Origin of the sequence: [Clostridium] aminophilum (assembly GCF_900101295.1) — a bacterium.
Classification (GTDB): Bacteria; Bacillota; Clostridia; order Lachnospirales; family Lachnospiraceae; genus Clostridium_R; species Clostridium_R aminophilum_A.
In genome coordinates, this window is record NZ_FOIL01000001.1 from 59,377 (window position 1) to 72,357 (window position 12,981).

The 12,981-nt window shown below is 51.0% G+C and carries 9 protein-coding genes; all 9 read left to right on the forward strand.

The window, feature by feature from the left end; genetic code table 11:
• The 9 genes from whiA to BMW41_RS00275 all read left to right on the forward strand — a co-directional run bounded on the left by whiA (position 1) and on the right by BMW41_RS00275 (position 12,817).
• Complete coding sequence (gene whiA / locus BMW41_RS00225; protein WP_074647642.1) at positions 1-966, forward strand: DNA-binding protein WhiA; 966 nt, start codon at positions 1-3, stop codon at positions 964-966.
• 14 nt (positions 967-980) lie between these two features.
• Positions 981-1,232, forward strand: a complete 252-nt coding sequence (locus BMW41_RS00230; protein WP_074647646.1) for an HPr family phosphocarrier protein — start codon at positions 981-983, stop codon at positions 1,230-1,232.
• Between the two features lie 213 nt (positions 1,233-1,445).
• A complete protein-coding gene (locus BMW41_RS00235; RefSeq protein WP_074647649.1) occupies positions 1,446-4,937 on the forward strand; it encodes a DNA polymerase III subunit alpha in 3,492 nt (1,163 codons plus the stop codon).
• A 375-nt stretch (positions 4,938-5,312) separates the two neighbouring features.
• Entirely contained in the window at positions 5,313-6,287 is a 975-nt protein-coding gene (gene pfkA / locus BMW41_RS00240; RefSeq protein WP_031471115.1) for a 6-phosphofructokinase, read from the forward strand.
• Positions 6,288-6,703: 416 nt separating this feature from the next.
• Complete coding sequence (locus BMW41_RS00250) at positions 6,704-7,114, forward strand: DUF6145 family protein (RefSeq protein WP_083378703.1); 411 nt, start codon at positions 6,704-6,706, stop codon at positions 7,112-7,114.
• Positions 7,115-7,134: 20 nt separating this feature from the next.
• Complete coding sequence (gene dusB, locus BMW41_RS00255) at positions 7,135-8,088, forward strand: tRNA dihydrouridine synthase DusB (protein ID WP_074647660.1); 954 nt, start codon at positions 7,135-7,137, stop codon at positions 8,086-8,088.
• 268 nt (positions 8,089-8,356) lie between these two features.
• On the forward strand, positions 8,357-8,839 hold the full coding sequence (gene greA, locus BMW41_RS00260) for a transcription elongation factor GreA (RefSeq protein WP_074647857.1): 483 nt from the start codon (positions 8,357-8,359) through the stop codon (positions 8,837-8,839).
• Between the two features lie 339 nt (positions 8,840-9,178).
• The gene (gene lysS, locus BMW41_RS00265) at positions 9,179-11,137 is read left to right on the forward strand and encodes a lysine--tRNA ligase (RefSeq protein WP_074647859.1); all 1,959 of its coding nucleotides are present in this window, start codon (positions 9,179-9,181) and stop codon (positions 11,135-11,137) included.
• 660 nt (positions 11,138-11,797) lie between these two features.
• Positions 11,798-12,817, forward strand: coding sequence for a PDDEXK nuclease domain-containing protein (locus BMW41_RS00275; RefSeq protein WP_031471110.1), 1,020 nt, complete (start codon positions 11,798-11,800; stop codon positions 12,815-12,817).
• Positions 12,818-12,981 lie beyond the last annotated feature (164 nt).

The following is a 12,981-nucleotide window of genomic DNA, read 5'->3' on the forward strand; positions in this document are numbered from 1 at the left end:
ATGTCGTTTTCTTCCCGTGTGAAGGATGAATTATCAAGAGTGGTGCCGGCAGCCAGACATTGCCAGATCGCTGAGACGGCGGCGCTTCTCGGCATGTGCGGCACCATTTCGGCCGATGAGAGCGGTCGGTATACTCTCCGGATCCATACGGAAAATGTGACCGTTGCGCGAAAGTTCTTCATTCTTCTGAAAGAGGCCTTTCAGGTCCGGAGTGAGATTGCAGTCCGGCAGAGTCATTTTTCCAAAAAGAACCGGACGTACATCGTCTATGTCAGCGACAGCGAGGGGACGAGACGGGTTCTGGAAGCCGTGAAAATGATCTCGGAGGACGGCGAGATCGGTGAGGATTTCGCGAGAGTCCGGAATATCGTCCTGCGGCAGGACTGCTGCAGACGGAGTTACATCCGCGGAGCGTTTCTCGCGGCAGGTTCCATCAGCGATCCGGAAAAGAGCTATCACTACGAACTGGTGACGTCTGATCCGGAGCGCGCAGATCAGCTATGTACCATCATTTCCACCTTTTCCATCGAGGCAAAAATTGTTGTCAGGAAGAAGTATTATGTGGTATATATTAAAGAAGGCGACCAAATCCGTGATATGCTTGGACTGATGGGCGCCGATACTGCCCTGATGGATATGGAGAATATCCGCATCGTCAAGGACATGAGAAACAGTGTCAACCGACAGGTAAACTGTGAGACTGCGAACATCAACAAGACCGTATCCGCGGCGGTACGGCAGTTGAAAGATATCGAGTATATCAGGGACACCAAGGGACTGGCGTCGCTGCCGGTACCGTTGAAACAGATGGCGGAGCTCAGGCTCAATGCACCGGATGCACCGCTCGTGCAGCTCGGAACCATGCTGGAGCCGCCGGTCGGAAAGTCCGGCGTCAACCACAGACTCAGGAGAATCAGCGAGATTGCGGAGAAACTGAGACAGGAGCATGGGATCTCGCCGGAGTAAGAGGAGTAACAGGCATGACCAGAGATATTACTATCAATCTGAAAAAGGGAATGGAAGCAAGACTGGCTGCAATGCTGGTACAGGTATCGAGCCAGTATGAGAATTCCAGCATTCATATTGTCAGCGGAACCCGTCAGGTGAATGCAAAGAGCATCATGGGAATGATGTCCCTGGCGCTGACAAACGGCCAGATGATTACGGTTACCGCAGAAGGCGGCGACGAAGAGGCTGCTCTGAAGGGAATTGAGGATTACCTGACATCATAAGGTGATCGGAACTGCCGACCGGCAGAATAGAAAAACGCACAGTCCGCCGCGGAGTATTCTGCGGCGGACTGTTTCCATTGTGGCATAGGATATTTCTCGGGAATTTCTATCCCGCAAAAACGCTTCGCGGGGATGCGCAGGCCTCTGCAATGGAAGAACAGCGGATCTGCTCTGCGCGAGCACATATCAGTTTTAAATGTAAGGAGGACCGGGATGGCATTTACCCATCTGCATCTGCATACGGAATACAGCCTTCTGGACGCATCGAGTAAGATCGATGAGCTCATGGACCGGGCGAAAGAACTTGGGATGGACAGCATTGCCATCACGGATCACGGGAATATGTACGGTGTGATTGAATTCTACCGTGCAGCGAAAAAACGGGGGATCAAACCCATCATCGGCTGCGAGGTCTATGTGGCGCCGGGATCGAGACATGACCGCGAAGTCGGATCGGATGAGCAGCGCTATTATCATCTGATCCTGCTTGCAGAGAACAATCAGGGATACGCAAACCTGATGAAGATCGTCTCCGTCGGCTTTGTCGAGGGATTCTATTACAAGCCCCGGGTCGACTACGAGACGCTGGAAAAATACCATGAAGGCATCATCTGCTGCTCCGCCTGCCTTGCCGGAGAAGTGGCGAGACTTCTGACCGCGGACCTCTATGATGAGGCGAAGAAGGCGGCTCTTCATTATCAGCAGATTTTCGGCGAGGAGAATTATTTCCTTGAGATGCAGGATCACGGCATTCCGGCGCAGAAAAAGGTCAATGCCGGCGTGATGCGCCTGCATCAGGAGACCGGCATTCCGATCGTGGCGACCAACGACTGCCACTACATCACCGCCGATGACGTGGAATCCCACGACATTCTTCTGTGCATTCAGACGGCGAAGAAGGTCAGTGATACCGACCGCATGCGCTACGAGGGCGGTCAGTTCTACGTGAAGTCGGAAGAAGAGATGCGGGCGCTCTTTCCCTATGCGCCGGAGGCAATCGACAACACCCATCGGATCGCAGACAGATGCAACGTCGAGATTAAGTTCGGAGAGCGGAAACTCCCGAAATACGCGGTGCCGGACGGCATGACTTCCTGGGAGTATCTGAATAAGATCTGTACGGAGGGCTTTGAAAAGCGGTATCCGGACGGCGATGCGTCCATCCGCGAGCGGCTTGATTTTGAGCTGGGCGTCATTCAGCACATGGGCTTCGTCGACTATTTCCTGATCGTGTGGGATTATGTCAATTTTGCCCGCTCCCATGATATTGCAGTGGGCCCCGGACGAGGAAGTGCGGCCGGAAGCATTGTCTCCTACTGCATGGGCATTACCAACATTGATCCGATCCGCTATCAGCTGATTTTCGAGCGTTTCCTGAATCCGGAACGCGTCTCCATGCCCGATATCGATATCGACTTCGAGTACGAGCGGCGTCAGGAAGTGATCGACTATGTCACGGAAAAATACGGCCGGGACTGTGTATCCCAGATCATCACCTTTGGTACGCTGGCGGCGAGAGGCGTCATCCGCGATGTCGGCCGTGCGCTGGATCTTCCGTACGCCCGCTGTGACCAGATCGCAAAAATGATCCCGACGGACCTCGGAATCACGCTGGACAAGGCATTGAAGGCCAATCCGGAGCTGAAGCAGCTCTATGATACGGATCCGGAAGTGAAATATCTGATTGATATGTCCCGCCGGCTCGAGGGACTGCCGCGCCATACGTCGATCCATGCCGCCGGCGTTGTGATCTGTGCTGCGCCGGTTGATGAATATGTGCCGCTTTCGAGAGGTTCGGACGGCTCGATCACTACCCAGTATGAGAAGACGACGATCGAAGAACTCGGGCTTCTGAAGATGGATTTTCTGGGGCTTCGCACGCTGACCGTCGTCAAGGACGCCGCGCGCATGGCGGAAAAGAGCAGCGGAACCAAAATCGATATGGACCGGATCGATTTCAACGACCGGAAGGTTCTGGATATGGTCGGAACCGGAAAAGACGAGGGAGTCTTCCAGCTCGAGTCCAACGGCATGAAGTCCTTCATGAAGGAACTGAAGCCGGAGAGTCTGGAAGATGTCATCGCGGGCATTTCCCTCTACCGACCGGGCCCGATGGATTTCATCCCGCAGTATTTAAAGGGGAAAAATGACCGCTCATCCATCACCTACGAGTGCCCGGAACTGGAGCACATTCTCGCACCGACTTATGGCTGCATCGTCTATCAGGAGCAGGTTATGCAGATCGTCCGCGATCTGGCAGGCTTCTCCTGGGGCCGAAGCGATCAGCTCCGCCGCGCGATGAGTAAAAAGCACGAGGACGAAATGCAGGCGGAGCGCAAAAACTTCGTCTACGGCAATGAAGAGCTGGGAATCAAGGGCTGCGTTGCCAACGGAATCTCCGAGGCGGTGGCGAACCATATCTACGACGGCATGATCGATTTCGCCAAATATGCGTTCAACAAATCCCATGCGGCGGGATATGCGGTGGTCTGCTTCCAGACCGCATGGCTGAAATGCTACTACCCGGTAGAGTTCATGGCAGCGCTCATGACCTCTGTCCGCGACAATAACACGAAGGTTTCGGAGTACATCTCCGACTGCCGGCAGATGGACATCCGGATTCTTCCGCCGGACATCAACGAAGGTGAAGTCGGATTCTCCGTTTCGGACGGATCGATCCGGTACGGCCTTTCTGCGATCAAGAGCATCGGCCAGTCCGTGGTGGAGCGGATGATCGAAGAGCGGACGAATAACGGTCCGTTCCGCACCATCGAGGACTTTGTGGACCGGATGGCGGGCAAAGACGTCAACCGCAGAACTCTGGAGGGCTTTATCAAGTCCGGCGCAATGGACGGACTTCCGGGAACCAGAAAACAGAAATTCCTGATTTCCGGTGATCTTCTGGATCAGAAGGCCAAGGAAAAGAAAAATTCGATGGCGGGACAGATCTCCATGTTCGATATTGTGTCCGAAGATCAGAAGAAAGAATTCCAGATCACTATGCCGAAGGTCGGAGAGTACTCCAAAGAAGAGATCCTCGCCTTTGAGAAAGAGACCCTCGGCGTCTATGTCAGCGGACATCCGCTGGAGGCGTACGAGGAGATCTGGAAGAAAAATATCACCGCAAGAACGGTAGACTTTCTGGTGGACGAGGATACCGGCGAGGCCGGCGTGACTGACGGCGATTATGTGGTGATCGGCGGTATGATCACGGCAAAGACAGTCAAGACGACGCGGCAGAATCAAATTATGGCCTTCGTCACCGTCGAGGATATGGCCGGAACCGTGGAATGCCTCATTTTCCCAAAGACCTACGAGCAGTACCGGCTGTTTACGTCGGAGGACAGCAAGGTCTTTATCCGCGGAAGAGTCAGCATCGGGGACGACCCGGAAGGCAAGCTCATCTGCGAGCGGATCGTTCCGTTTGAGGACGTGCCGAGTCAGGTGTGGATCCGGTTTGCGGATATGGACGAGTACCGCGAGAAGGCCGGCTGGATGGAGAAGGTGATTGCCGGAAGCGACGGAAAAGACAGCGTCGTGGTCTATGTTGCCAAAGAAAAGGCGAAGAAAGTTCTGCCGGCGAACATGAGCGTGAAGGCTGGGCCGGCATTGCTCGACGCACTGAAGGCCGGGGTCGGCGAGGACAATGTCAGCGTCGTCGCGTCGAAGATTTCTTTTGGGCGCTCGGGCTTCGGAATGCGATGAGCCCTGGGGACGGGGTCAGGAGACCACAAACTCTTTTCAGGCATGAGGCCCCGGAGTCAGCAAGCATTCAGGAATAGGGATGGAGAGCCGGAGACCACAAACTCTCTTCAGGCATGAGGGCCCGGAGTCAGCAAGCACTCAGGAATAGGGGATGGAGAGCCGGAGACCACAAACTCTCTTCAGGCATGAGGCCCCGGAGTCAGCAAGCGCTCAGGAATAGGGGATGGAGAGCCGGAGTCCGCTTAAGGACTTTGTTCTTTACAAGATACAAAAACTGCTATAAAATATTTTAAAGTGTTTAAAAATTAACGAATCCTGCCGAAGAAAACGGTGCAGATTTGCAAACATACGGGACGTTCCGGAGGAGGAAGGACTATGGCTAATAGTGTGAAGACGATCGGCGTACTGACCAGCGGCGGCGATGCGCCGGGAATGAATGCCTGCATCCGTGCAGTCGTCAGAACCGCCATCAACAACGGGTTGAAGGTAAAGGGAATCATGCGCGGATACGCGGGACTCCTTCAGGAAGAGATCGTGGATATGAACGGGCTGAGCGTGGCAGATATCATCGCGCGCGGCGGTACCATTCTCTATACAGCCAGATGTCCGGAATTCATGACGGAAGAAGGTCAGAAGAGAGGCGCGGAGATCTGTAAAAAACATGGAATCGACGGCCTGGTTGTCATCGGCGGCGACGGATCCTACCGCGGCGCCGGAAAGCTTTCCGCGCTCGGCATCAATACCATCGGACTGCCGGGAACCATCGACCTCGATATCGCCTGTACGGATTACACCATCGGATTTGATACTGCGATCAACACCGCCATGGAGGCGATCGACAAGGTAAGAGATACGTCCACCTCTCACGAGCGCTGCTCCATTATCGAGGTTATGGGGCGCCACGCCGGATACATTGCCCTCTGGTGCGGCATCGCAAACGGCGCGGAGGATATCCTTCTTCCGGAGAAGTATGACGGTGACGAGCAGCAGCTCATCAATCGTATCATTGATTCCAGAAAGCGCGGCAAAAAGCATCACATCATCATCAACGCCGAGGGTATCGGGCACTCCGCATCCATGGCGCGCCGGATCGAGGCGGCGACCGGAATCGAGACCCGTGCCACCATCCTCGGATACATGCAGCGCGGCGGCTCACCGACCTGTAAGGACAGAGTATATGCGTCCATCATGGGGTCCAAGGCCGTTCAGCTCCTAATGGAGGGAAAGACCAACCGTGTCATCGGATATAAGGGTGGTGCGTATGTGGATTTCGATATTCAGGAAGCGCTGGCGATGACCAAAGATCTTCCGCAGGACGAGTATGAGATCAGCAAACAGCTGATCCGCTGAGAAAAGTGTAGTGTCCTGCGAGATTCGGATAACTCGGGTGACATCGAAAAACATCCAGAATAACATTTCATAAGAAGCGGAGAAACTTCCATCGGACCGTCGGGCAGAGGTGCCCGGCGGTCTTCGTATGACAGGAGATGATTCGAGAAGATTTGAAATTCCTGTCACACATAAATCGTTTCGCAAAGATGTGCGCGACGCGGTAAAGAAGACGGGAAATGCAGCGCAGAGAAATGACTCGTTGGATACAGAGCGCATTGCAGCATATTGTGCACAGAAAGGAAACTGTGTTATAATCGGCGGACGCAGAAGGCAAAGATAAAAAAACAGATACGATATAAAACGAGACAGTTCCGGATGAGAATGTTCGAAAATCCGAAACAGGCGATCGGAGAAAGGAATCAATCATGGCAGAGATGCAGAATGTCAGTGACAACAAAGACGGCGAGAACGTAGTTCTCTGCGGCGCGTCTTCCTATACACAGAAATATTTCTTCAACCAGCAGTTTGCGATTCTTCCGGAGCAGATCCAGCAGGAACTTCATGTGACCTGCGTGCTCTTTACGGAGGATGTCGGCGGCGAATTCTTTATGGAATTTGCGCCGGACGGAACGCTGAACCTCAAAGTGATGGCGAAACAGGACGATTTCCTCTTCGACGATATCGGAAGCGACCTGAAGATCAAGCAGATTCGCCGTGAGAAGGCGGAATTCCTTGAGTCGCTGGAACTCTACTACAAGCTGATCGTTCTGAAAAAGCCGATCGAGGAGGTCGGCGGAGACGGACCGGCCAGACAGCTCTATGAGAACATGAAAAAGACCAGGTGAGAGGACAGCGAACGAATCCCATGAAAATCGGCAATATCGAATTAAAGCACAATGTTGCGCTCGGTCCGATGGCCGGGGTAACGGATCTCCCGTTCCGTCTTCTCTGCGAGGAGATGGGGGCGGGACTGACCTGCACGGAGATGGTCAGCGCAAAAGCCATCTATTACGGCAATAAAAATACCAATGAACTGATCCGCACCGTTCCGGAGGAGCATCCGCTGGCGGTTCAGCTCTTCGGCTCCGATCCGGACATCATGGCGGAGATTGCGGTCCGGCTGGAAGAAGGCCCCTATGACATCATTGATGTCAATATGGGGTGCCCTGTTCCGAAGGTCGTAAACAACCATGAGGGAAGCGCTCTGATGCGAGATCCGGACCTCGCCTTCCGGATTCTTTCGGTGATGGCAAAAAAACTTCATAAGCCCCTGACGGTCAAATTCCGGAAGGGATTCAACGATGACTCCGTCAACGCGCCTGAATTTGCGAAGATGGCGGAGCAGGCCGGGGTTGCCGCCGTGGCGGTCCACGGCAGAACCCGGGAGGAATACTACCGCGGAAAAGCGGACTGGGAGATCATCCGGAAAGTGAAGGAGGCCGTGTCGATTCCCGTGTTCGGCAACGGCGACATTTTCCGGCCGGAAGATGCGAAGAAGATGATGGACGAGACCGGCTGCGACGGTGTGATGATCGCCCGCGGTGCCAAGGGAAATCCATGGATTTTTAAGCGCGTGGTCCATTATCTGGAGCACGGGGAGCTCCTTCCGGAGCCGACCAGAGAAGAGATTCTCGCCATGATCCGCCGGCAGGCGAAGATGATGGTGGATGTCAAGGGCGAGTACATTGCGATCCGCGAGATGCGAAAACACGTGTCCTGGTATACCGCCGGGATTCCGAACTCTGCCCAGCTTCGAAATGACATCAATATGGTGGAAACGCTGGAAGGACTTCTGGAACTGCTGGATCGGCGGTTTTGACCGGACATCGCGGAACTTCGGAGCCGGGAGCGGAATGTTCCGGGAACGGCGTTTCCGCAGAGATATTTCAGAACTTCCGGATGGGACTCGGCATGTTCCGGAATCGGCGATTTTTGGCGGAATTCTGCGGCTCTCCGCGTGATTTCGGCTTGACATGACCGGATTCTTTCTGTATAATTGCGCAGTATGCGGAGAACGTAACAGAGCAGGCATCCTTGGAAAGAATGCCTGTTTTGTGATATTTATAAAGAAGAAAGAAGGATATACGATGGCGAACGTTGTCTTGACAGAAGCTGGATTCAAAGAGAGAGAAGCCGAGCTTTACAATCTGAAGGTAAACGCAAGACGTGAAATTGCGGAAAAGATTAAGGAAGCAAGAGAGCAGGGCGATCTTTCCGAGAATGCGGAGTACGATGCAGCAAAAGATGAGCAGCGTGATATCGAGGCTCGTATCGCAGAGCTGGAGGAAATGCTGAAGAACGCCGAAGTTGTCGGCGCATCCGAGCTTACACTGGACAAGATCGGTGTAGGTACCAAGGTTAAGGTTTACGACGAGGATGAGGACGAGGAGATGGAGTTCACCATCGTCGGTTCTTCCGAGGCCAATACACTCCAGCACAGAATCTCCAACGTTTCCCCGGTCGGTGCAGCGCTGATCGGCCACAAGGTTGGCGATATTGTTGAGGTTGTCGTACCGTCCGGCTCCCTGCAGTACAAGGTTCTCTCCATCGAGCACGCCGATCAGAACTGATTGTATTGAGATAATGAGAATCTGGGTGAGACCGGCTTGCGGTTTCACTCTGTATCGCGGCAGCCGTCAGGTCCTCAGGCAGAGATGGACTTTGGTCCACTGACCGCTTCAATTCGTAAAACCGCAGTGCGGATTTTACCCGGCATTGCGGCAGCGTCAGACCTCATGCAGGCACAGATTATGGCCCGTTGCCCGCGAAAAAGATAACAGAGAAGTCCGCAGGCTATGCCGGCGGTTTTTCTGCGCTATAGAACAAAAACACAGTGGCTGCGGCCGGCCTCCGGGCAGAAGCAGGAGACCGCGTCGCCGGCAGTGATCCTAAGGGAAGAAGGAAAGAATATGGGACAGAATGCGAACGAGCAGGTTCAGCAGAATCAGCAGAATAACAAGCCGGAAGATGTCAACAAGCTTCGTCAGGTTCGCCGTGACAAGCTGGCGGAACTTCAGGCTGCAGGCAAGGATCCGTTTCAGATCACCAAGTTTGATCAGACGGCGCACAGCACCGAAATCAAGAATGATTTTGAAAGCTTTGAGGATAAAGAGGTATCCATCGCCGGCCGTATGATGAGCAAGCGCGTCATGGGTAAGGCATCCTTCACCAATCTTCAGGACAAGCTCGGCAACATCCAGTGCTATGTCGCAAGAGACAGCATCGGTGAGGAAGCTTACAAGGACTTCAAGAAGTACGACATGGGCGATATCATCGGTGTAACCGGTAAGGTATTCAAGACCAAGACAGGGGAGATCTCCGTTCACGCAGAGAGCATTACCCTGCTTTCCAAGTCTCTTCAGCCGCTTCCGGAGAAGTTCCACGGCCTGACCAACACTGATACCAGATACAGACAGAGATATGTCGATCTCATCATGAATGCCGACGTTAAGGAGACATTTATCAAGAGATCCAAGATCCTTCGTGAGATCCGCAATTTCCTGGACGCAAGAGATTTCATGGAAGTTGAGACCCCGATGCTGGTGGAAAATGCCGGCGGTGCGGCTGCAAGACCGTTCATCACACATTACAACGCCCTCGACGAGGACAGAAAGATGAGAATCTCTCTGGAACTCTATCTGAAGAGACTGATCGTCGGCGGCCTTGAGAGAGTCTTTGAGATCGGCCGTGTATTCCGCAATGAGGGTGTGGACACCAAGCACAACCCGGAATTCACTCTGATGGAGCTCTATCAGGCATATACCGATTACAACGGCATGATGGATCTGACCGAGGATATGTTCCGTTATCTTGCGGAGAAGGTATGCGGAAGTTCCGTGATCAGCTATAAGGGTGTTACCATTGACCTGTCCAAGCCGTTCCGCAGACTGACCATGAACGAGGCCATCAAAGAGCAGACCGGCATTGACTTTGATCAGGTTGCAACCGACGAGGAAGCAAAGAAGATCGCTGCCGAGAAGGGAATCGAGTTCGAGGAGCGCCACAAGAAGGGTGACATCGTAAATCTCTTCTTCGACGAGTTCTGCGAGGATAAGATGATCCAGCCGACCTTCATCATGGATCACCCGATCGAGATTTCTCCGCTGACCAAGAAGAAGCCGTCCGACCCGTCCAAGGTAGAGCGTTTTGAGATGTACATCAATGGTTGGGAGATGTGCAACGCTTACTCCGAACTGAATGACCCGATCGATCAGAGAGAGAGATTTGCCGCTCAGGACGCACTGTCCGCAGCAGGCGATGAGGAAGCACAGCACACCGACGAAGACTTCCTGAATGCACTGGAGGTTGGTATGCCGCCGACAGGCGGTATCGGATACGGAATCGACCGTCTCTGTATGTTGCTCACTGACAGTGAGGCCATCCGCGATGTGATCCTGTTCCCGACACTTAAGTCCCTTAACCCGGAGAAGAGCTCTGCATCGGCTGCGTCCGATGACAACGGATTTTTCGCTCCGAACAGCAAGATCGACTTCAGCAATGTGAAGATTGAGCCGCTGTTCGAGGAAACGGTTGATTTTGAGACGTTCTCCAAGTCCGATTTCCGTGCGGTTAAAGTTAAGGACTGCGTGGCAGTTCCGAAGTCAAAGAAGCTTCTCCAGTTCACACTGGACGACGGAACCGGCAAGGATCGCACCATTCTGAGCGGAATTCACGCTTTCTACGAGCCGGAGGATCTGATTGGAAAGACACTGATCGCCATCACAAACCTTCCGCCGAGAGCAATGATGGGCATCGAATCCTGCGGTATGCTGCTTTCTGCAGTAAATAACCTTAAGGATTCAGATGGTGAAGAGCTTCACCTTCTTATGATTGATAACCACATCCCAGCTGGTGCAAAGTTATACTAAAATGCAGCCCTGTAGCAGAAAAAACTGCTATAGGGCTTTATTAATATTACAAGTTATAAAAAATCATTTTTTTAAAGGGCTGATATTCACATTTAGCAGCTCCTTTTATATCAAAAAACATAATGTGGTGCTCTCGGTCATATTCACCGGAAAGCTTGTATCGTGTATTAGGGATTTATGCTGATAGGCATTTGTGAAGATTTTTATCAGAAATGGATAATGTTCCCTTAGTTTTTGTGGATTTCCTGGCTAAAGGCGCAGATTTGGAATCACAGCTTCTGCAAACCTTTATAGCAAAAATCTTTTGAGATGGATCAAGACAAAATTGTACATTAGCGGGGTAATTTAAATCAGCCATAACCTTTTTGCTAAAAGTAACTTCAGAGGTGTTGATAAAAATATCGGGTGAAGAATATACACTTAAGTCTATAACAGTAAGATTAAAGATATATGATGAGGTTGTATCTATCTTCGACAGTTTTCATAATCCTATGCTCAGAAGCGTAGCACTTAATCAGCTTAGGATTCTGCAGGATATGAATAAGGTTGTTGAGCGATAAATAAGATATAGAATTATTTGATGTAAAATGATAACCTATAAAGCAGTAAAAATAGCTATTTATAATTGTGCAAGTGGGCTTGCACAAACTAAGGAGCAATATGTTAATCAATAATTCAGAGTATAAAGAAGCTTTAAGTAAGGCATTTGAATGTATTAGCTCAGCTCGCTATGAGGCGGTTGTTAATACGAACAATGTTTTGCTTCATAGGAACTGGAAGCTGGGGCAGATTATCATTGAAAAGAGTGAGTGGGGAAATAAGTTCATAGACAATCTTGCTTCCGATATTAAAATTCAATTTCCTGAAGCAACTGGCTTTTCGGTAAGAAATCTTAAGTATATGAAGAAATTCTCTGGGATGTTTAACGAGAATGAAATTGATTCTATGGGATTTTCTGGGCTAACATGGTATCACCATATAGCACTTATGGACAAAACTGATACCAAAGAGTTGTATCTATGGTATATGGGAAAGGCAATAGAAAACGGATGGACTCGTGACGTGATGGTTATGCAGATTGAAAGTAATCTGTACGACAGACAGAGTGTAAAGAAGATTCAGAATTTCACAGGTAAATTGCCGGATAAACAGAGTGAACTGGCAATACAGACAATGAAGGATCCATACATTTTTGATTTTGTTCAGATGACTGATCGGATGATAGAGACAGATATTGAGCATGAGATGGTGAAAAATGTTTCAAAATTGCTGTTGGAGCTTGGAAAAGGCTTTGCATACGTCGGAGAGCAATTTCAGCTTAAGGTTCAGGATGAAGAGTTTTATATTGACTTGTTGTTTTATAACTATATAATGCACTGCTTCTTTGCAGTAGAGCTTAAGACAGGAAAGTTTAAACCGGAGTATGCTGGTAAAATGAATTTCTATTTATCAGTATTGGATGATCAAGTTAAGAGTGTTGCGGATAATCCATCTGTAGGATTGATACTATGTAGGGATGAAAATCGTCTTGTTGCAGAATATGCTCTGAAAGATATGACTAAACCTATTGGAGTCAGCGAGTACAAGTTGCTGGAAGATATTCCTACAGAGTTGCAGGATACTGTACCTAGTTTGGAAGATATGGAATCTAGAATAATTGATAAATATAAATGTGAATGAAATTGTGCAAGTCCGCTTGCACAATTGTAGAAAGGGGAACAGATATAATAGTCTGTTCCTTTTTTTGATGTCACAATCAGTGACTCAAGGCTTCTTGGCAGCGGCTGTGTATTCTCAGAAACTTGAATAAGGGCAGCATGTGAAACACACTGTCCTTGTAAGCG